This is a genomic window from Xanthomonas albilineans (assembly GCF_009931595.1).
GTDB lineage: Bacteria > Pseudomonadota > Gammaproteobacteria > Xanthomonadales > Xanthomonadaceae > Xanthomonas_A > Xanthomonas_A albilineans.
This window is the reverse complement of sequence record NZ_CP046570.1, coordinates 3091748-3113647: the sequence shown is the minus strand read 5'-3', so window position 1 is coordinate 3113647 and position 21900 is coordinate 3091748. Positions and strand designations below refer to the sequence as shown.

15 protein-coding genes are annotated in these 21900 nt (G+C 65.4%); all 15 read left to right on the top strand.

Features of this window, described 5'->3' with window-relative positions; translation table 11 throughout:
• Positions 1-685 precede the first annotated feature (685 nt).
• The 15 genes from XaFJ1_RS12985 to XaFJ1_RS12915 all read left to right on the top strand — a co-directional run bounded on the left by XaFJ1_RS12985 (position 686) and on the right by XaFJ1_RS12915 (position 21779).
• Positions 686-6589 carry an ESPR-type extended signal peptide-containing protein gene (locus XaFJ1_RS12985; protein WP_012917136.1) on the top strand — a complete coding sequence of 1968 codons (5904 nt, stop codon included), beginning with the start codon at positions 686-688 and terminating at the stop codon, positions 6587-6589.
• A gap of 202 nt (positions 6590-6791) precedes the next feature.
• Positions 6792-8630 carry a S8 family peptidase gene (locus XaFJ1_RS12980; RefSeq protein WP_301272311.1) on the top strand — a complete coding sequence of 613 codons (1839 nt, stop codon included), beginning with the start codon at positions 6792-6794 and terminating at the stop codon, positions 8628-8630.
• 235 nt (positions 8631-8865) lie between these two features.
• Complete coding sequence (gene gspE / locus XaFJ1_RS12975) at positions 8866-10596, top strand: type II secretion system ATPase GspE (RefSeq protein ID WP_012917134.1); 1731 nt, start codon at positions 8866-8868, stop codon at positions 10594-10596.
• A gap of 124 nt (positions 10597-10720) precedes the next feature.
• On the top strand, positions 10721-11935 hold the full coding sequence (gene xpsF / locus XaFJ1_RS12970; protein WP_012917133.1) for a type II secretion system protein XpsF: 1215 nt from the start codon (positions 10721-10723) through the stop codon (positions 11933-11935).
• 300 nt (positions 11936-12235) lie between these two features.
• On the top strand, positions 12236-12670 hold the full coding sequence (gene gspG / locus XaFJ1_RS12965) for a type II secretion system major pseudopilin GspG (protein WP_012917132.1): 435 nt from the start codon (positions 12236-12238) through the stop codon (positions 12668-12670).
• 78 nt (positions 12671-12748) lie between these two features.
• Positions 12749-13198, top strand: coding sequence for a type II secretion system protein XpsH (gene xpsH, locus XaFJ1_RS12960; protein WP_080928225.1), 450 nt, complete (start codon positions 12749-12751; stop codon positions 13196-13198).
• On the top strand, positions 13195-13611 hold the full coding sequence (gene xpsI / locus XaFJ1_RS12955; protein ID WP_012917130.1) for a type II secretion system protein XpsI: 417 nt from the start codon (positions 13195-13197) through the stop codon (positions 13609-13611). Before xpsH ends, xpsI begins: the two co-directional genes overlap by 4 nt.
• Positions 13608-14261 (top strand): type II secretion system protein J, encoded by a 654-nt coding sequence (locus XaFJ1_RS12950; protein WP_012917129.1) that lies wholly within the window; start codon positions 13608-13610, stop codon positions 14259-14261. Before xpsI ends, XaFJ1_RS12950 begins: the two co-directional genes overlap by 4 nt.
• Positions 14258-15115 carry a type II secretion system minor pseudopilin gene (locus tag XaFJ1_RS12945; protein ID WP_012917128.1) on the top strand — a complete coding sequence of 286 codons (858 nt, stop codon included), beginning with the start codon at positions 14258-14260 and terminating at the stop codon, positions 15113-15115. The genes XaFJ1_RS12950 and XaFJ1_RS12945 overlap by 4 nt, the downstream gene beginning before the upstream one ends.
• Entirely contained in the window at positions 15112-16236 is a 1125-nt protein-coding gene (locus tag XaFJ1_RS12940) for a PilN domain-containing protein (protein ID WP_012917127.1), read from the top strand. Before XaFJ1_RS12945 ends, XaFJ1_RS12940 begins: the two co-directional genes overlap by 4 nt.
• Positions 16217-17020, top strand: coding sequence for a type II secretion system protein GspM (gene gspM / locus XaFJ1_RS12935; RefSeq protein WP_012917126.1), 804 nt, complete (start codon positions 16217-16219; stop codon positions 17018-17020). The genes XaFJ1_RS12940 and gspM overlap by 20 nt, the downstream gene beginning before the upstream one ends.
• On the top strand, positions 17010-17762 hold the full coding sequence (xpsN, locus tag XaFJ1_RS12930; protein ID WP_012917125.1) for a type II secretion system protein XpsN: 753 nt from the start codon (positions 17010-17012) through the stop codon (positions 17760-17762). Before gspM ends, xpsN begins: the two co-directional genes overlap by 11 nt.
• Positions 17763-17773: 11 nt before the next feature.
• Positions 17774-20092, top strand: coding sequence for a type II secretion system secretin GspD (gspD, locus tag XaFJ1_RS12925; protein ID WP_012917124.1), 2319 nt, complete (start codon positions 17774-17776; stop codon positions 20090-20092).
• 6 nt (positions 20093-20098) lie between these two features.
• Complete coding sequence (locus tag XaFJ1_RS12920; protein ID WP_045757018.1) at positions 20099-20932, top strand: glycosyltransferase; 834 nt, start codon at positions 20099-20101, stop codon at positions 20930-20932.
• Complete coding sequence (locus tag XaFJ1_RS12915; RefSeq protein ID WP_012917122.1) at positions 20925-21779, top strand: glycosyltransferase family 2 protein; 855 nt, start codon at positions 20925-20927, stop codon at positions 21777-21779. The genes XaFJ1_RS12920 and XaFJ1_RS12915 overlap by 8 nt, the downstream gene beginning before the upstream one ends.
• Positions 21780-21900 lie beyond the last annotated feature (121 nt).

Here is a 21900-nt window from a genome sequence, read left to right as displayed (position 1 = left end):
ACGCATCCGCTGCCATGCGGATGCGTCAGTCCGCTGCAGAAGCGATACCGCCGTGATTGCATGACCGGGTAACGGCATCGCGCGGATGCCGCTTTGTTGCTGTTCTGCTGCCATACCCTGCATCGCCGGTGCATGCGCCGGCGGTTGCGTGCGATCGTCCTTAGTCCGTGTTGTGTAGGCAGCACAGCCTGTGCTGCGCTCTTGCCTGCGCCAGTTTGGTGGCGTGTTGTGGGTGATGTTGCGCAATCGGCGCTGGCGGCGATTGGCGGCTGACGCAAGCGCATTGCATGTGTCGATGCGTCAATTCATTGGAGTGCAGGGGAGTCGTGTGAGGGGATGCGCTGCGGGTTACAAAGGATGTGTCGAAAAATTGGCGGACAGTGCTTTGATTTTTATTGAATTTTACTGTTGAGATGGATTTCACTCGAAAAATTTAGATTTATGTCGCAAAAGAAAAATTAAAATGTCAAAAACTTGACTTGTTTCGGGCCTGCGGTTAACACTCCAGTCAGTTCCGCATTCTGCCTCTGTTCATGTAATTGGGGCTGGCGACAGGCGCACGTCTTTTGTGTCCTGGTTCCAAGGAGTATGCGGCGCTAAAAACCGACGGGGGGTCGGCCGGTTGAAACGCCGGACGGGGGTGGCTTTTCGAGCAAAAACCAGCCGAATTTAGGAGCAGCCGTCGATGAATCGGATTTACCGCAAGGTCTGGAACAAAGCATTGGGGATGTGGGTCGTGGCGTCGGAACTGGCCAGTGGCGACGCGCGTGCGGCACGTCTACGCGACGGGCGTGGCGGACATGCTCAGGGGCTCACCCTGTCGGCGGCGATCGTGATGGCGTTGGGGGGCGCTGTATCGGTACTCCCCGTCCCCGGACAGGCGCAGTCGCTGCAAACCGCCAGCGCCGCCGTCGCTCAGGGGCAACGCCATAGCGCCCGCATCGCCGCAGTTACCGATCCGGTCAACGTGCAGCACGTTGATGCGGCCAAGCACGGTAAGGTCAAGTACTTTAAGACCAAGTACGTTAAGACCAAGCACAAGACGGTGAGGCAGATCGCCGAGACCAACGCCAAGTACTTCCAGTCCAGTGGCAGTGCCTACAGCAATGTCGGTGCCTATGTCGAAGGCGCCAATGCAGTCGCCGTCGGCGAAGGTGCCAAAGCCATCGGCGGCGGCGGCAGCGCGCTGGGGAGCGGTGCCACGACGTTGGGGAATAACGCAACCGCCGTAGGCAGCAATGCCAGTGCCATCGGCGTCTCGGCCACGGCGATTGGCGGCATTGCCAAGGTATACGAATACGACGATCAAGGCGTCATCATCGGCAGTCATCAGCAAGCCACTCAGGCCATAGGGACCGCATCCACTGCCGTCGGTGGCGGCGCGCGAGCGCTGGATCCGCTGTCCACTGCGGTCGGCACCGGCACTTCCGCGAGCGGCGTGCAAAGCACAGCATTGGGCTATCACGCGCAAACCTTTCGAAATGGGGCCACTGCTGTCGGTGGTTTGTCCAAGGCGGCCGGCTCTCTGGCCACGGCAATGGGGTACGACGCGCGTGCTGCCGGCGACTACTCGGCTGCGGTGGGCGAAGGCGCGCGGGCAACGGCAACCAGTACCGTGGCAATGGGCATGAATGCGTTGGCCAGCGGTACCGATAGCGTGGCGCTGGGCGGTGTGAGTACCGCTGCGGCCAGCGCCGGCAACAGCGTTTCGATCACCGCCGCGACTGGTATCGGTGGAATTGCGTTGGGCGCGGGCGCCGAGAGTCAGGCGAACTACGCGATTGCAATGGGCTACAACGCCAATGTGTCTCCCAACCGGCCGGGCAACGTCGATTCGGTCGCGATCGGCCACAGCGCCGCATCGTTCGCGCCTTACAGCGTGTCGTTGGGGGGCTATGCCCTTGCCAGCGGCAACGGCAGCATGGCGCTGGGCGAGAATTCCAGCGCCTGGAACGACAACAGCATCGCGCTCGGCGCGCGTGCGGATACCTCGACGTTCCGGGTCAACGGGACGGCGCTTGGTGCCGATAGTGGGGCGTATGGCATCGATGCCACTGCGATTGGTGACGGCGCGCGGGTCGGCACGTGGCTGGATGATGCGCGCAACCACGCGCCGAAAAGTGCGGTCGCGCTGGGGGCGCATTCTTACGCCAGTCGCGACAACAGCGTGTCGATCGGTGATGTTGGTAACGGTCTTACCCGGCAGATCACCAGCGTGGCTGCCGGCACCGAGGCGACCGATGCGGTGAATGTGGATCAACTCGATGCGGTCCGGCAAGTCGCCGAGGGCACGGCGCGTCTGTTTGCCGGTGATGGCGATGGCACTGCGCTGGCACAGGGCACGCAGGCGACCGCCGCCGGTGCCGATGCGTTGGCCACCGGTGACTATGCCACCGCGATGGGATCTGCCAGTTCTGCTATTGGGAGCGGTGCTTCTGCGCTGGGTAGCAGCGCCGTTGCCAACGGTGCCAACGCCAGTGCGGTCGGCAGCAATGCCACGGCCGTCGGCGCCTCGGCCACGGCGATTGGCGGCATCGCCACGGTGTACGAATACGACGATCTAGGCGACCTCATCGGCAGTCATCAGCAAACCACGCAAGCCATGGGCATTAACGCCACGGCGGTCGGTGGCGCCGCGCAGGCGATGAGTCCGCTGTCGACCGCAGTCGGCGCAGGCACCTCGGCGAGCGGCGTGCAGAGCACCGCGCTGGGCTTTCAAGCGCAAACCTCCCAGGATGGTGGCACGGCGGTCGGTGGCCGTTCGCAGGTGTCCGCCTATCTGGGCACGGCCATCGGTTACAACACGCGTGCGGCGGGCGATTACGCCGCTGCGGTGGGTTTTGGCGCGCGGGCGACGGCGACCAGTACCGTGGCAATGGGCATGAATGCGTTGGCCAGCGGTATCGATAGCGTGGCGCTGGGCGGTGTGAGTACCGCCGGCGCCAGCGCCGGCAACGGCGTGGCGATCGCCGCCGCGACCGGCGTCGGTGGGGTTGCGTTGGGCGCGGGCGCTGAGAGTCAGGCCAACTATGCGATTGCGCTGGGTTACAACACCAATGTGTTTCCCAACCTGCCGGGCAACGTCGATTCGGTTGCGATCGGCCACAGCGCCGCATCGTTCGCGCCTTACAGCGTGTCGTTGGGGGGCTATGCCCTTGCCAGCGGCAACGGCAGCATGGCGCTGGGCGAGAATTCCAGCGCCTGGAACGACAACAGCATCGCGCTCGGCGCGCGTGCGGATACCTCGACGTTCCGGGTCAACGGGACGGCGCTTGGTGCCGATAGTGGGGCGTATGGCATCGATGCCACTGCGATTGGTGACGGCGCGCGGGTCGGCACGTGGCTGGATGATGCGCGCAACCACGCGCCGAAAAGTGCGGTCGCGCTGGGGGCACATTCTTACGCCAGCCGCGACAATAGCGTGTCGATCGGTGATGTTGGTAACGGTCTCACCCGGCAGATCACCAGCGTGGCCGCCGGCACCGAGGCGACCGATGCGGTGAATGTGGATCAACTCGATGCGGTCCGGCAAGTCGCCGAGGGCACGGCGCGTCTGTTTGCCGGTGATGGCGATGGCACTGCGCTGGCGCAGGGCGCGCAGGCAACCGCCGCCGGTGCCGATGCGTTGGCCACCGGTGACTATGCCACCGCGATGGGATCTGCCAGTTCTGCTATTGGGAGCGGTGCTTCTGCGCTGGGTAGCAGCGCCGTTGCCAACGGTGCCAACGCCAGTGCGGTCGGCAGCAATGCCACGGCCGTCGGCGCCTCGGCCACGGCGATTGGCGGCATCGCCACGGTGTACGAATACGACGATCTAGGCAACCTCATCGGCAGTCATCAGCAAACCACGCAAGCCATGGGCATTAACGCCACGGCGGTCGGTGGCGGTGCGCAGGCGATGAGTCAGTTTTCGACCGCGGTCGGCGCTGGCACCTCGGCGAGCGGCATTCAGAGCACCGCGCTGGGCTTTCAAGCGCAAACCTCCCAGGATGGTGGCACGGCGGTCGGTGGCCGTTCGCAGGTGTCTGCCTATGTGGGCACGGCCATCGGTTACAACACGCGTGCGGCAGGCGATTACGCCGCTGCGGTGGGTTTCGGCGCGCGGGCGACGGCGACCAGTACCGTGGCAATGGGCATGAATGCGCTTGCCAGTGGAACCGATAGCGTGGCGCTGGGTGGCGTGAGTACCGCTGCGGCCAGCGCCGGCAACGGCGTGACGATCACCGCCGCGACCGGCGTCGGTGGGGTTGCGTTGGGCGCGGGCGCTGAGAGTCAGGCCAACTATGCGATTGCGCTTGGCTACAACGCCAATGTGTTTCCCAATCGACCCGGCAATATCGATTCGGTGGTGATCGGTCACAGCGCCGCATCGTTCGCGCCTTACAGTGTGTCGTTGGGGGGCTATGCACTTGCCACCGGCAACGGCAGCATGGCGCTGGGCGAGAATTCCACCGCCGGCAACGACAACAGCATCGCGCTTGGCGCGCGTTCGGTGACCTCGGACTTTCGAGTCAACGGGACCGCACTCGGGACGGACTCTGCGGCATATGGCGTCGATGCCACTGCGATCGGTGACGGCGCACGGGTCGGTACGTGGCTGGACGATGCGCGCGGCCGTGCGCCGAAAAGTGCGGTGGCGCTGGGGGCGCATTCTTACGCCAGCCGCGACAACAGCGTGTCGATCGGTGATGTTGGTAACGGCCTCACTCGGCAGATCACCAGCGTGGCCGCCGGCACCGAGGCGACCGATGCGGTGAATGTGGCGCAGTTGAATGTGGTCAAACAAGCCGCTGCCGCAACCGGCCAACAGTTCAAGAGCAATAGCGGCAGCGATCCGACGAAGGCTGTCGGCAGCGAGGTGGCGGGCAATGATGCGATCGCTGCAGGTGAGGCGACCAAGGCGCACGGCGATGGCGCTTCGGCATTCGGCAGTGGTGCGCTTGCCGGCGCCCGTTACGCGACCGCTTCCGGCTACAACGCCACTGCCAGCGGGGAGTCCAGCACCGCGCTCGGCGGTGCGCTGTACCACACCGATGCGTCTGGTAAGCAGGTGCTCGATGGTGCCACGACCGCCAGCGCCGTCGGTGCGACTGCGCTGGGTGCCGCCGCGACCGCCAGTGGCCTGCGCAGCTCTGCCATGGGCGTCGGTAGTGTGGCGACTGGGCTTGGTGCTACCGCGTCCGGCGCCGCCAGTTCGGCGACCGGTGCGCGCAGTACCGCCATCGGCCTGCAAACCAATGCCATCGGCGATAACGGCCTGGCGATGGGGTACAACAGCGTTGTCCGTCGCAGTGATGGTGTGGCGCTCGGCGCCAATGCCGGTGTGTCGGCGGACAATGCGGTCGCACTCGGTGCCGGTTCGCGTGTGTACCAGGCCGACACCGTGTCGCTGGGCAGTGGCGACGGCCGCGGCGGCCCCGCCACGCGGCGCATCGTCAACTTGACCGCTGGCAATATCGCGCTAGGCAGTACCGAGGCGATCAATGGTAGCCAGATGTACCAGTCCCTGAGCAGCATGGCGGCGTTCCTTGGGGGCGGTGCCGCCCTCGGTGCGCAGGGGCTGTTCGTCGCGCCGACTTACGTGATCCAGGGCGCCATCTACCACAATGTCGGCGATGCGCTGACGGCGTTGGACAGCAAGGTCAGCGATCTCGCTGCCGGCAGTGGCGGTGTCGCCAGCACCGCGCGCAGCGTGAGATTGGCGGCTGCGCACCCGGTTGCTGCGCAGCAGGCGGCGGTGGTTGCTTCGGCAGCGGTGGCGGTGCCGAGAGCGGTGTTCCCCGCGACGCCGGTATCCGGCAGCCCGCATGCCGCACAGTTCGGTGAGGCTGTGGCAGTCGATACGGTCGGCGGTGCTGCGATTGGGGCGGCGGCGCGCGCCGTCGACACGACTGGGACGGCGATTGGCGCTAGCGCCTATGCGCGCGGCCCCAACGACACCGCGATCGGCAGTAATGCGCTGGTCAATGCCGACGGCAGTACAGCGGTCGGCGCCAACAGTCAGATCGCGGCGGTGGCGACCAATGCCGTGGCGATGGGGGCCGGTGCAAGCGTGAACGCCACTGCGGGGACTGCGTTGGGCCAGGGCGCCACGGTCAATGCGCAGGGCGCGGTGGCGCTCGGGCAGGGTTCGGTTGCCGACCGTGCGCAGACGGTGTCGGTGGGCAGCGCCGGTAACGAACGTCAGCTTGTCAACGTCGCTGCGGGGACTCAGGCCACGGATGCGGTCAACAAGAGCCAGCTCGATAACGGTATGGCGAGCGCCAAGTCCTACACCGATGCGCGTTTCGGCACGATGGCCGATAGCTTCGACATGCTGCGCGGCGACGTCGATGCACGTTTGCGCGATCAGGACCGTCGCATCGACCGTCAGGGCGCGATGAGCGCGGCCATGCTCAATATGGCCACCAGCGCCGCGGGTATCCGCACCCAAAACCGTCTTGGCGCCGGCGTCGGTTTCCAGAACGGTCAATCGGCCTTGTCGGTGGGTTACCAACGCGCGTTCGGCGATCGCGCCACGATGACCATCGGTGGCGCGTTCAGTCGCAACGACAGTTCCGTCGGGGTTGGTGCCGGTTTCGGTTGGTGATCCACCGCGGACGGTGGCATGGCCGCCGTCCGCGACGCAGTGGCTCGAAAGTGCAGACCACGGAACCTTGGCGTGGCCGGGCCAACGGATTCGGAACAAAGCAGTGCCAAGGCCGCAATTGTCGCCTGGTCCACGTAACTTTGAAGGGGATTCCATCGTGATCGACAAGCAACATCTTCGTATCAATGTCATCGCCGCCGCCATGCTGGCCATGTCGCTGGGGGCGTCGGGTGCGTTCGCGGCGGCGGCTGTATCGGCGTTGCCGGTCGAGCAGCCGAGAACGCTCCCGCCTGCCGATGCGGTGACCTCCAACCGCATTCTGGTGCGCTACAAGGCGGGTACCTCCGCAGTCTTCGATCGCTCCGCCAAGCTGTCGGCGGTGCAGGCTGCGGTGTCCCGTGCCAGCAACGGCAAAGGCAACGGCATTGCACGCGCGGTCGCGCCCAGCGTGCATGCCGAGTATGTGCGCACCCTGGGCATCGGCGCCGATGTGATCCGCCTGTCCGGCAAACTGAGCAAGGCCGACGTCGATAAGGTGGTCGCGGAAATCGCCTCCGACCCGTCGGTGCAATACGCCCAGATCGATACCATGTTCCATCTCTTGGATCTGCCGCAGGCACAGGCACAGTTCGTGCCCAACGACCCGCTGTACGCCAAGTATCAGTGGCACTTCAGCGACCCTACCGGCGGCATCAATGCGCCTGCCGCGTGGCAGCTGTCCAAGGGCGATGGCGTGGTGGTCGCGGTGCTGGATACCGGCATTCTGCCGAACCATCCGGATGTCGCGGTGAACCTGTTGCCAGGCTACGATTTCATTACCAATGCGGCGGTCTCGCGGCGTCAGACCGACGAACGCGTCCCTGGTGCGCTGGACTACGGCGACTGGATCGAGGACGATAACGTGTGTTATTTCGGCTCCTCGGCCGAGTCCAGCTCATGGCACGGCAGCCACGTCGCCGCTACCATCGCCGAGGCGACGAATAACGGCATCGGAATGGCGGGCGGCGCGCCGAACGTCACTTTGTTGCCTGTGCGGGTGGCTGGTAAGTGCGGTGCCCAATTGTCCGATATTGCCGACGCGATCACCTGGGCCTCGGGCGGCACCGTTGTTGGCGTGCCTGCCAATGCCAATCCAGCCGAGGTCATCAACATAAGCCTGGGTGGCGGTAGCTCCTGCGATCAAGTCACTCAGGATGCGATCAACGGCGCGGTGGCACGCGGCACCACGGTGGTGGTAGCGGCTGGCAACAGCTCGGCCGATGCCAGCAATATCAGTCCTGCTGGTTGCGCGCATGTGATTGCAGTCGGCGCCACCCGAATCACTGGCGGTATGACCGACTACACCAACTACGGTCCGGCCGTGGATCTGTCCGCTCCGGGCGGCGGCGGCTCCATCGATGGCAAACCGGGCGGCTACATCTGGCAGAACGGCTATACCGGCGCGACCACGCCGACTTCCGGCACATACACCTACAAGGGCATGGCCGGCACCTCGATGGCCTCGCCGCACGTGACTGCGGTCGCGGCGCTGGTGCAGAGCGCAGTGATTGCGGCCGGCAAGCCGCCGTTGAGTCCGTCTGCGCTGGAGAACCTGCTCAAGCAGACCGCGCGCCCGTTCCCGGAGTCGATCCCTTCCGGCACGCCGATCGGCACCGGGATTGTCGATGCCAAGGCAGCACTGGACAGAACGCTGCAAAAACCCTGCGATCCGCAGACCCAAAAATGTAAGCTCCCGGCGATTGCACTGACCAGGAACGTGCCGTTCACCGGCCTGGCCGGCGCGGGGGGGAACGAGGTGTTGTACAGCTTCGATGCCCAAGCCGGCTCGGTGCTGAGTTTCCTCACCTACGCTGGCAGCGGCAATGTGTCGTTGTATGTGAGCTTCGGCAAGGAGCCGGGTCCCAGCAACGCCGACGCCAAATCGACCCGCCCAGGCAACAACGAGACCGTGCGTTTCACGACGCCTAAGACGGGTACCTACTACGTCAAGTTGGTTGGAGAGACCAACTACAACGGTGTCAACTTGGTCGCGCGTCAATAAATCCATTCGGCGTAGGAGGCGTCGGGTGTTCCCGGGAAACCCGGCTTCGGCCGGGTTTCCTGCGTTTGCGGCCCATGCTGTGGGCATGTGATATGTCTGGCGTGTCGCCGCGATGACGTTCGGTGCGCCAATCTAGCTCCCGCATGCCGCAGTAGACAGCGGCTGCCATTGGTACGTGGTTCGGCGTTGGCTCATGCCGAACTGCTAAAGTGGACTGTCATCTGGGAGAGATTGCGTGAACGCGCTCGTGAAGGACATTGCTGTCGACAGCGATACGCCCGAAGCCCGCATCGTTGCGGCCTTGCTGGCCAAGGGCCGGCTCAAGGAAAGCGATTTGGCACGTGCGCGCCAGTTGCAGCGCGAAGCCGGTGGCGACCTGCTGTCGCTGTTAGCGCGGCTGGGCTTGGTGTCCGAGCGCGATCATGCCGAGGTCAGTGCCGAAGTGTTGGGCCTGCCGTTGCTCGACGCCAAGCAGCTGCCGGCCACCGCGCCTGAGACCCAATCCGAGGCGCAGCTGCTGTCGCTGCGCTTCCTCAAACAGTTCCACGTCTGTCCGCTGGGCGAGCGCGATGGCGCATTGGAGTTGTGGATGGCCGATCCGCACACCGCATACGCCGCCGACGCGGTTGGCCTGGCCACTGGCATGCGGGTGTTGCCACGGGTGGGGCTGCGCTCGGAGATCGACGACCTGATCGAACGCTGGTTCGGCCAGGGTCGCAGCGCGATGGGCGCGATCGTGGAGACCGCCGACGGCGACAGCGTCGCCACCGACGACATCGAGCACTTGCGCGATCTGGCCTCCGAAGCGCCGGTGATCCGGCTGGTGAACCTGGTGATTCAGCGCGCGGTGGAGTTGCGCGCCTCGGATATCCACATCGAGCCGTTCGAGAGCCGGCTGAAGGTGCGCTACCGCGTGGATGGCGTGCTGATCGACGGCGAAAGCCCACCGGCCAATCTGACCGCGGCGGTGATCAGCCGGGTCAAAATCATGGCCAAGCTCAATATCGCTGAACGCCGTCTGCCGCAGGATGGTCGCATCATGCTGCGCGTGCAGGGCAAGGAACTGGATCTGCGCGTGAGCACCGTGCCGACCGCGCATGGCGAAAGCGTTGTGATGCGCCTGCTCGACCGCGAGACGGTGGTGTTCGACTTCCACCGGCTCGGCTTCACCGATGCTTTCCTGCCGCAGTTCCGCAAAGTGCTGGAACAGCCGCACGGCATCCTGCTGGTCACCGGCCCGACCGGCTCGGGCAAGACCACCACGTTGTACACCGCCTTGAGCCAGCTCAACACCGCCGACGTCAAGATCATCACTGTCGAAGATCCGGTCGAGTACCAGATCGAGGGCATCAACCAGATTCAGGCCAAGCCGCAGATCGGCCTGGATTTCTCGCATGCCTTACGCAGCATCGTGCGCCAGGACCCGGACATCATCATGATCGGCGAAATGCGCGACCTGGAAACCGCACGTATCGCGATCCAGTCCGCGCTCACCGGCCATCTGGTGCTGTCCACCCTGCACACCAACAACGCCGCCGGCGGCATTACCCGCCTGCTGGACATGGGGGTGGAGGATTACCTGCTCACCTCCACGATCAATGGTATCCTCGCCCAGCGTCTGGTGCGGCGGCTGGAGCCGACCCATGCCGAACGCTATGCCGCCTCTCAGGAGGAAATCGAGCGATTCGAACTGCGCCGGTTGCAGCCGGAGGGCGAGATCTTCCTGTACCGCCCTAGACCCTCGGCGATTGCGCCGACCGGATACGTCGGTCGGACCACCATCATGGAGTTCCTGGTGATGAACGATGCGCTGCGTCGTGCGGTGATGCGCCACGCCGGCATGGGCGAGATCGAGCAACTGGCGCGCGAGGCCGGTATGCGGACCATGTACGAGGACGGCCTGGCCAAGGCGCTCAGCGGCCAGACCACGATCGAGGAAGTGCTGCGCGTGACGGAGGAAACTTGATGCGCGCGGTGCGTCGCGCAAGAGCGCAAACGCGCGTGGTCCCGTCCCTGTGGTGCAAGTTTGCGGTGATGGTCCATGGCTTTTTGCCCGTGTCCCCACTCTCGACGCCCGAGTTCCGTTGCTGATGCCTCTGTACCGTTACAAAGCCCTCGATTCGCGCGGCGAGATTCTGGAAGGGCAGATGGACGCCGCCAGCGAAGCGGAGGTGGCGCTGCGTCTGCAGGAACAGGGGCATATGCCGATACAGGCCAAGCTCGCCACCGAGGGCGGCGGCACTTCGCTGCGCGGCCTATTTCGCACCAAACCGTTCGACGGCGCCGCGCTGGTGCAGTTCACACAGCAATTGGCGACCCTCCTCGGCGCCGGTCAGCCGCTGGATCGCGCGTTGTCGATCCTGTTGGAGTTGCCCGAGGACGAACGCTCCAAACGTACCATCGGCGACATTCGCGACGCCGTGCGCGGCGGCGCGCCGCTGTCCACCGCGCTGGAACGGCAACATGGCTTGTTCTCGCGCTTGTACATCAATATGGTGCGGGCGGGCGAGGCGGGCGGCAGTCTGCACGATACCCTGCAACGTCTGGCCGAATACCTGGAACGCAGCCGCGAATTGCGCGGCCGGGTGATCAATGCGCTGATCTATCCGGCGATCTTGGTCAGCGTGGTCGGCTGTGCTCTGTTGTTCCTGCTCGGCTATGTGGTGCCGCAGTTCGCGCAGATGTACGAGAGCCTGGATGTCGCCTTGCCGTGGTTTACCCAGGCGGTGCTGAGCGTGGGCCTGTTCGTGCGCGATTGGTGGATCGTGCTGTTGGTGGTGCCCGCGCTGACCGTGTTGGTGGTGGACCGCAAACGTCGCGATCCGGCGTTCCGGGCCAGCTTCGATGCCTGGTTACTCGGACAACGCTTCGTCGGCGCACTGATCGCACGCCTGGAGACAGCACGGCTGACCCGTACCCTGGGTACTCTGCTGCGCAACGGCGTGCCGCTGCTGGCGGCATTGGGCATCTCGCGTAACGTGTTGTCGAACTTGGCGTTGATCGAGGATGTCAGTACCGCGGCCGATGACGTGAAGAATGGCCACGGTTTGTCGGCGTCGTTGTCCAAGGGCAAGCGCTTCCCGCGGCTGGCACTGCAGATGATTCAGGTGGGCGAGGAGTCCGGCGCCCTCGACATCATGCTGCTGAAGACCGCCGATACCTTCGAACAGGAGACCGCGCAGGCGATCGATCGCCTGCTCGCGGCCATGGTCCCGGCGATCACCCTGGTGTTGGCCTCGGTGGTCGGTCTGGTGATCATCTCCGTCCTCGTGCCTCTCTACGACCTGACCAATGCAATCGGGTGAGGCATCACGCACGTTCCATGGCGCATATGACACTGTTCACGCCGGCCAAGTCCGGTGCGGTATCGCGATCACGGAGTGTGACGCTGGCCCATTCCCGAGGGGAACCTTCGGCTGCCTGCCCTGTCACACTTCATGCGGGAGTTTGCATGCAGATTTCCGCGTTTCGTGCGTAGACGGCGGCGGTGCCGTGCGCTCCCCGCGGGCCGTATGCGTGAAGCGCAACCGCACGTTCCGCGCACGGCCGCTGTCGTTTTCACCGCGTTTGGCTACATAGGTTTTCCACCGCAAGGACCCGAGGCAATGCGAAATCTCCGCTCCATCACCCGTTCCCCCTCCGCCGCGCGACAGTCCGGTATGAGTCTGCTGGAAATCATCATCGTCATCGTGCTGATCGGCGCGGTGCTGACTCTGGTTGGCAGCCGCGTGCTCGGTGGTGCCGATCGCGGCAAGGCCAATCTGGCCAAGTCGCAGATCCAGACCCTGGCCGGCAAAATCGACAACTACCAGTTGGATACCGGCAAGCTGCCATCCAAGCTCGACGATCTGGTCACCGCGCCAGGCGGTGTCAATGGCTGGCTGGGTCCGTATGCCAAACCTGCCGAACTCAACGACCCATGGGGCCATCCGATCGAATACAAGGTGCCCGGCGACGGTCGTCCGTTCGATCTGATCAGCCTGGGCAAGGATGGTCAGCCCGGCGGCAGCAGCTACGACGCGGATATCAAGTACGAGTGATCCGACGCCGTGATTCAGGCCCTTGCCGGCGGTCTGCGCTCGGGCGCGCGGGAGCGCGTCGCGGTGCCATGTGCGCGCATGCGCGGCGTGTCGCTGCTGGAGATGTTGCTGGTGATCGGTCTGATCGCGATGGCTGCGGTTCTGGCCGCGTCGGTCTTGAGTGGCGGTATCGATGGGATGCGTTTGCGCTCGGCGGCCAAGGAAATCGCTGCGCAGTTGCGCTATACGCGTGCGCAGGCCATCGCCACCGGACAGCCACAGCGGTTTCTGATCGATCCGCAGATGCACACCTGGCAGGCGCCCAATGGCCGTCACGGCGAAATCCCGCCGTCGCTGACGGTGCGTTTCAGCGGTGCGCGTCAGGCTCAGCAGCGCGAAGGCCAAGGTGCCATCGCGTTCTTCGAAGACGGCGCCGCCACGGGCGGACGCATCGAACTGCAGGCGCGGCAGACACTTTGGCGTATCGATGTGAGCTGGCTCACCGGCGCGGTCAAGGTGGGGCGGCCGCCGCAGCAGGATCGGCCATGAGACGGCAACGCGGCTACACCCTGATCGAGGTGATTGTGGCGTTTGCGCTGTTGGCCTTGGCGCTGACCTTGTTGCTGGGGTCGCTGTCCGGCGCGGCGCGCCAGGTACAGCGAGCCGACCAGCTCAGTCGCGCCACGCTGTATGCGCAGTCGCTGCTGGCCGCGCAGGGAGTGGAGCAGCCCCTGCAGCCCGGCCACACCCAGGGCGACTTCGAGCAAGGCCGCTTTCACTGGACGCTGGACGTGGCGCCCTATGTCGATCCACGGCGCCCTCCGGATGCGGCCGTGGCGCTGGGCGCTCCCACGTTGTTGCAACTGGATTTGCAGGTGCGTTGGGGCGATGCGTCGGCGCAGGCGCTGCACTGGCAGACGTTGCGTCTGGTCAATCCGCAGGCCGCGGGGATCCCGCTATGACCTCTGCGCCCCGTCGCGCCGCTGCCGGTGGCTTCACACTGATCGAAGTATTGCTTGCCACGGTGTTGCTGGTCGGCGGCCTCACCCTTGCGTTTGCCACTTTGCGCTCGGCGACCGCCATTAGTGGCCGTGGCGAGGCGATCGCTGGGCGCAGCGAGCAGATACGTGCGGTGGAGGGCTTCCTGCGTCAGCGTCTGAGCGGTGCCAAGCCGATGGTCATGAACATCGATCCGCAGACGTTGCAGCAGGTGCGATTCGTCGGTGAGCCACAGCGGATGCAGTTCGTGGCCGATCTGCCCAGCTATCTTGGCCGTGGCGGTCCCTATCTGCACGACCTGCAAGTGAGTGGCGAGGGCGACCATCGGCAATTGGCTATCGCCTTGGTGCAGGTACAGGCTGGCAAGCAGTTGCCGGAATCCACCCCGCGTCCGCCCGAGCCGTTGGCCGAGGATCTGCGCGAGGTGCGCTTCCGTTATCGCGGCATCGATCCCGAGCGCGGCACGATCGGATCCTGGCAGGAGCGCTGGACGCGTATCGACACGCTGCCGCTACTGGTTTCGATCGAATTGCGTGGCGGCGACGGCACCGTGTGGCCACCGTTGGTGGTCGCGCTGCGCCAGGCTGGTGGCATGGCGGGGGGGCACCAATGAAGCCGGTATCGGAGCGGAGCCGCGGGGCGGCGCTGGTGCTGGTGCTGTGGTTGATCGCGTTGCTCACTGCGCTGATCGGCGCGTTTGCACTCACCGCGCGCACCGAAGGTCTGGAAGGCAAGGTGCTGGGCGACGGTGCGCAAGCGCAGGAGCGCGCCCGCGCCGGACTGGAGTACGGGCTGACCCGGCTCGCCAGTACCGCGACGCAGCCGGGCTGGCGTGTCGATGGGCGCCGTTATCGCTGGCAATACGCCGACGCCACCGTGGATCTGCGGCTGACCGACGAGAGCGGCAAGGTCGACGTGAACAAGGCCGATGCGTCGTTGCTTGCCGCACTGATCCGCGCGGTTGGCGAAGACCCGCAGCGTGCCCAGCGCATCGCCGGAGCGATCGTGGACTGGCGCGATCCGGATAATCTCAGTCAGCCCGGCGGTGGTGCCGAGGATCCGGACTATGCCGCCGCGGGCCTGCCCTATGGTGCGAAGGATGCGCCGTTCGAGAGTCTGGACGAACTGCAACTGGTGCTGGGCATGGACCCAGCGCTGTACGCCAAGCTATTGCCCAATGTCACGCTATATAGCGGAATTCTGCGCCCGGCCCCGGAGTTCGCGCCGGCCCCGGTGCTCACTGCGCTGGGCATGGATGCGCAACAGGTGCTCGCGCAGCGCGAGCGTAACGACCAGACACCAGGCATTGGGGCGTCCGGGCGCGGCACCTACAGCGTCGAAAGTCGGGCGCGTTTGGAGAACGGGCGCGAGGCGGTTCTACGCGCAATCGTGCGATTGGGCTCGTCGCCGCTACCTGGCTCCGCCTACACTGTGCTGCGATGGGAAGAAGGATCGACAGTGCGATGAAGGTGTGGCGCGACACGATGGGAAAAATTGGCTTGCGCCTCGCCCCCGGTGCCGGTGGCCTGTTGGCCTGGTGGCAGCGCTCGCTGATGGCGTGGCTGCCGCCGCGCTGGCAGCTGCAACTGGGCTGGTCGCAGGCGCGGTTGTTGCTATGGCGCCAGGACGATCAACTGATGTTGGCGCGGCAGGTCGACGCCGAGTTGGGTCAGGCGCTGGCCTTGCCGTGGCCGCTGCTGCCCGACGAACTGGATGCGGTGTTGGGGCCGCGGCTGGCCGCACTGCCGCGGGTATGGCTGCTGCCGGCGGCATCAGCGTTGCAACGTCGGTTGCGGCTGCCGGTTGCGGCTGCCCAACATCTGCACGAGGTGGTTAAGTTCGAGATCGACCGGCAGACCCCGTTCCAGCCCGACCAGGTGATCTACGACGTGCGCGCCGACGGTCACCGCGACGATGCCCAGCTCGATGCCGAACTGGTGGTGGCTCCGCGCTCGGTTCTGGAAGATCTGCAGGTCGCTGCTGGTGCGTTGCGTCCGACCCTGGCCGGCATCGATGTGGCCGATGCCGTTGGGGTGCCGCTGGGGGTCAATCTGCTGCCGTTGGAACAGCGCTATCGTCGTGCCGATCCGATGCGGCGCTGGAACGCGATTCTGGCCGTCGTCGCGTTGTTGGCGTTGTGTGCGGCTGGCTGGCAACTGCTCGATAACCGCCGCGATGCACTGCAACAGCTACGCATGCAGGTGGATAGTAGCGCGCAGCGCGCCCGCGCGGTCGCCGCGCAGCGCCAGCAATTGGTCGATCTGGTCGAAGGCGCAGCGTTTTTCGATCAACTGCGCGCCGAGCACCCGACGGCAGTGGAAGTCTGGAACGAATTGAGCAAGCGCCTTCCCGAGGGTACGTATCTGGAAAAATTCTCGATCGAGGGGGACCAGTTGCAACTGATTGGCCTCAGCAGCGAAGCGTCCTCGCTGGTTGGTCGGCTGGAAGGCTCGCCGTTGTGGCACGCGCCCTCCCTGACCGGCGTACTGCAGTCCGATCCGGGCAGCCACCGTGACCGCTTCACCCTCACCGCCACATTGGTGGGGAGCAAGCACAAGGAGGCCGCCGATGCCGGTGCAGGTCGATAAGCGCGATCGCTGGCTGGCGCTGGGGCTGCTGCTGGCGGTGCTGGTGATCAGTTATCTGGCGCTGGTGCATCCATGGTGGAGCGTGCCGATGCATGAGGTCGAGGTGCAGATCCAGGACCTGCGCCAGCGCGAGTTGCGCGTGCGTATGCAACTGCAACAGGCGCCGGAAGTGACGCAACGGCTCCATCAGGCAGAGCGCGAACTGGCGACGCGTCCAGGTTTTTTGCGCGAGGCCTCGGCCGAGTTGGCTTCGGCGGGCCTGGTGCAGCGCCTGGAGAGCGCAGTGGCCACGGCGAGCCCGGGGAACCGCAGTTGCGCGATCAGTAATCGCTCGCCATTGGCTGCCGACAACCGCCGCGACCGTTTCACTCGCGTCGCGGTGCAGGTGCGGCTGCGCTGCGGCACTCCGGAATTAGCGGCGGTGCTGCACGCACTGGAAAGCGGGACGCCGGCGCTGTTTATCGATAATCTCAACGTGATGGCGCAGCGCTACCAGCTGTCGCTGAGCGAAAGCGGTAACGGTCTGGATGTGGCGTTCGAGTTGGCTGGCTACCTGCGGCCGAATGCCATGCCGGCATCGACGGATGCATCGGCGGCGGCTGCGCCGCAGGCGACTGCTGAGCCGGTGATGGATGTCGATACCCCGGCTGGCGATGGGGCGGGCGAACTTGTGCCGACTCCAGCGCCCGCGCCTGCGGTACCCGTATCACCGGCTTTAGCGCCTACACCACACACACCACCCAAGCAGTTACCGCACCAGTCGGTGGACCGTCATGCGGGTTGAGGCGATGGGACTGCGCACCATATGGCTGGGAACCCTGGCACTGTGGGGGCTGCTGATCTGGGTACTGGGCCTGGCGGGTCTCGGCGAGCGCATCGCGCCGCTACCCGACGACCCGGCCATGGTTCCGAGCCTGCCCACCTTGCCCAAGGCGGCACCGGATCGGCTTGCCGATTTATCGCACTACGGCGAGATCGCCGCGCGCCCGGTGTTCGCCGAGGACCGCCGACCGCATCCATTTTTCCTCACTGCCGACAACGGTCAGACAGCCGCGCCGACGGTGCGCTTGACCGGGGTGCTGCTCACGGATGACTTCAAGATGGCCACGCTGACCACCGAGCATGGCGAATCGCTGCGCTTACAGGAAGGTCACGATCCGGTGCAGGGCTGGCGGCTGCTGTCGCTGGAGCCGCGTCGGGCGGTGATCAGCGGCGGTGGCGGCACCCAGACCCTGGAGTTGAAGGTGTTCGACGGCAAGGGCGGGCAGCCGCCGACCGTACTCGGCCACGGTGCCCGCGCACCGGTTGCGCAGCCTGGTGTGTCGAATGTGCAGCCCAACACCGTCCCCGCGCCGCACCTGCCGTCCCCGCCAGGCTCCCCCCCGGTGCAAGCCACGCCGTCCCCGCCTGCGGCGTCTTCGGGGCCATCATCCGAGCAGTTGCAGGCGATCCGTGAACGGATCGAAGCCCGCCGCCGGCAATTGCAACAACAGAGCCAGACCCCCCCCTCCGGCCAGAACCCTTGAAGAGTGATCGCATGACGCCGCGCCTGTTTTCCTTGTTTCTCGCGATCGGCCTGGTGGCCGGCTGCGCAACCACTCCCTCGCCCGACGTCCGCCGTGGCGCCGCGATCAATTCCAATGTCGGTCAAGCTGGCAGCTCGCAGTCTGTTGCAGCGGGCGGCAAGGCCGATCCCGATGCGTTCCCTGCGCGGGCGACGCCGGTGATCCATCACGGTAGCGGCAGCATGATCAACTCCGCGGCTGCCTCCGCGCCGGCGCCGTCGCTGGCCAATGCCAGAAGCGGTAGCGCCACGTTCAACTTCGAGGGCGAATCGCTGCAGGCGGTGGTCAAGGCGATTCTCGGCGACATGCTCGGGCAGAACTATGTGATCGCGCCGGGCGTGCAGGGGACGGTGACCCTGGCGACCCCCAAGCCGGTCTCGCCGGCACAGGCGTTGAATCTGTTGGAAATGGTGCTGGGCTGGAACAACGCCCGTATGGTCTACAGCGGCGGTCGCTACAACATCGTTCCCGCCGATCAGGCGCTGGCCGGCACGGTCGCGCCGAGCAGCGCCTCGCCTGCCAGTGCGCGCGGTTTCGAGGTGCGGGTGGTGCCGCTGAAGTTCATCTCCGCCAGTGAGATGAAGAAGGTGCTGGAACCCTACGCGCGTCCGAATGCGATCGTCGGGATCGACAACGCGCGCAATGTCATCACCCTGGGCGGTACCCGCGTCGAGCTGGAAAATTACCTGCGCACTGTGCAGATCTTCGATGTGGACTGGCTGTCGGGGATGTCGGTGGGTGTGTTTCCGATCCAGTTCGGTAAGGCGGATAAGGTTGCCTCGGACCTGGAGAAGGTGTTCGGCGAGAATAGCAAGACGCCCAGTGCCGGCATGTTCCGTTTCATGCCGCTGGAGAATGTCAATGCGGTGTTGGTGATCACCCCGCAGGCGCGCTATCTGGACCAGATCCAGGAATGGCTGGATCGTATCGACAGTGCAGGCGGCGGTGCACGGCTGTTCTCTTACGAACTCAAATACATCAAGGCCAGAGATTTGGCCGAGCGTTTGTCCGAGGTGTTTGGTGGGGGCGGCAGCAATCGCGGCGATCCCAATGTTTCGTTGATGCCCGGCATGCAGATGAACCAGTTGAACGGCGGCGGCAGTTTTGGCGGTAGCGACCTCAGCATGAGCGGCGGTAACAGCAGCTTCGGCGGCGGGAATCTGGGTGGCAGCGGGAGCGATATCAATTCCTTGGGCGGCGGTGGTTCCTCCAGTGGCATCGGCAGCGGCGGCGGGCTGGGGAATGGCGGCCTGCAACTGTCGCCGCGCACCGCCGGCAACGGCAGCGTGACTCTGGAAGTGCAGGGCGACAAGGTCGGCGTCGCGGCGGTGGAGGAAACCAATACCCTGCTGGTGCGTTCCACACCGCAGGCTTGGCGTTCCATTCGCGACGTGGTCGAGAAGCTCGACGTGATGCCGATGCAGGTGCACATCGAAGCGCAGGTGGCCGAGGTCAGCCTGACCGGCGATTTGCAGTATGGGGTCAATTGGTTCTTCGAAAATTCGGTCAACGCGTCCACCGATGGGAGCGCGGCGAATGGGACGGGGATTGGTCGTGGTGCGGGTCTGCCCAGCGCCGCCGGTCGCAAGATATGGGGCGACATCGCCGGCAAAATCGGCAGTGATGGCGTGGGTTGGACTTTCCTCGGCAGAAACGCCGCGGCGGTGATCACCGCGCTGGACAAGGTCACCAACCTCAAGCTGCTGCAGACGCCGTCGGTGTTCGTGCGCAACAATGCCGAAGCCACGCTCAATGTGGGCACGCGCATCCCGATTAACTCCACCTCGATCAATACCGGGATCGGCATCGATTCCAGTTATTCGTCGGTGCAGTACATCGATACCGGTGTGATTCTCAAGGTGCGTCCGCGAGTCACCAAGGACGGGATGGTGTTCTTGGATATCGTGCAGGAAGTGAGCACGCCTAGCGCGCGGCCGGCCGCATGTACCGCCGGCACGACCAATGTGGTCAACACTTCGGCCTGCAACGTGGACATCAATACGCGCCGGGTCAAGACCGAAGCGGCGGTGCAAAGTGGCGATACCATCATGCTGGCTGGCCTGATCAACGACAGCACAGTGGATAGCAGTCTCGGCGTGCCGTTCCTCAGCAAGATGCCGGTGATCGGTGCGCTGTTCGGACAGAAGGGTCAGCAGAAAAACCGCAACGAAGTGATCGTGCTGTTGACCCCGACGATCGTGCGCGACCCGCAGGAAGCGCGCAATCTCACCGACGAGTACGGGCAAAAATTCAAGGCCATGCAGCCGCTCCCGGCGCCCGGCAAAAAGTAAGCGCAGGTGAGCCTGCCCATCGTGTTGGTGCCTGTCGGTGTCGACGATGTTGCGCTGGATGCCTGCCTGGGAGCGCTGGAGGCGAATACGCCGGTGGGCACCCGGGTATGGCTGGCCGACGATGCGCAGGCCGGGCCGCGTGGTGTCCGGGTGATCGAGGCGTGGCTGGCGCGCACGCGCCTGCAGGCTGACTACACCCGGCGTGCGTGCATGCTCGGTGAGGTGGCGCATCTGGACGAGATGTTGCGCGCTTGTGCCGACGCCGATGTGGCGGTGCTGGCGGCCGATGCGCAGCCGCTGCCGGGGTGGTTGCAGCACTTGAGCGCGTGCCTGGCGCGCGATGCCGCCATTGCCAGTGGCACGCCGTGGAGCAATGCCGGCGAGACGTGTGCGTGGCCGCGCTTGGGCGAGATCAATCCGTTGCCCGAGGATCCCGAACGCCTGGCTCGCGCTTGCGCGGCATTGCCGCCGCTACATCCGGAGTTGCCAGCGGCGGTGTGCCATGCGGTCGTCTTGCGCGGCGCGGCGCGGCAGCGCGTCGGTGGATTGGACGCCAGCAGTTACGGTTCTTGGTATGCGGCGCTGATCGATCTGTCCCTGCGCATGGCAGGACTCGGCTGGCGCAATGTGCTGTGCGAGACGGCGCACGTCGCGCGGCGTGCCGAAGGTTGCGCCGCCGATGGCGACATGGAGGCATTGGCGACGCGTTGGCCGGCCTGGCATGCGCGCCTGGCCGGATTCCTGATGCACGATCCGTTGCGCGCCTGCCGCGATGCACTGCGGCGTGGGTACGACACCCTGTCGCCGCTGGATCCGCAAGGGATGCTGTTCGATGTCTAGCCTGCGCGAACAACCCATCGCGGTGGTGGTGGTGACTTACGAGAGCGGCAGTACCATCGATGCGTGCCTGCAGCGGCTGCGCGCCGCCGCCGAAGTGGGGCAGATCCGGGTCGTCGACAACGCTTCGCGCGACGACACCCTGGAGTTGGTGCAGCGTCATGCACTGGAGGATTCGCGGGTACGCTTCGTCGCCAATCCAGATAACCCAGGATTCGCCACTGCATGCAACCAGGGGGCTGAAGCCAGCGATGCGCCGTGGCTGGCGTTCGTCAATCCCGACCTGCTGGTCGAGCCGGAGACGTTGGCGTTGCTGCGGGCGCGGGCGGTTGCGCTCGGCGAGGCATTGCTGGGGGTGGAGCAAGTCGACACGCAGGGCAATGTCGATGCGGCGGTGCGCCGTCGCGATCCGGATTTTGCGGCGATGTTGCGGCATCCGCTGTCCGGTGCACGGCTGGCGTTGTTGGCCGATCCAACGCAGCCGGTACAGCGTGTGCCGGCGCTGTCTGGCGCACTGATGGTGCTGCCGCGCACGTTGTTCGTGCGCATCGGCGGATGGGATGCAGGTTATCGCCTGCATGCCGAGGATCTGGACCTATGCCGGCGCGCACGCGAGGCCGGGGCGACGGTGGCGGTGGTCAACACCTTGCGCGTGTTGCATGTGCGTGGTGTTTCCGGCCGCAAGCGACCGTGGTTCGTCGAATGGCACAAGCATCGTGGCTTGTGGCGCTACTTCCGCAAGTTCGAGGCGCCGACGCGCACCTGGCCGGTGCGCGTGGCGGTGTGGCTGGCGATCTGGCTGCATGCCTGGGTGACCTTCGCCCGGCTGTGCTGGCGCCGTCGCGGCTGACGCGGCGGCGACTGTTGAAGTAGGCGCGTATCGCGGCGCAGGCCGTAAGTGGAGAGTGGACGCCAGCGTCGGCGAACGGCATTTCCGTAGCGGCGACAGCGGTCGGCGTGTCGATGCAACA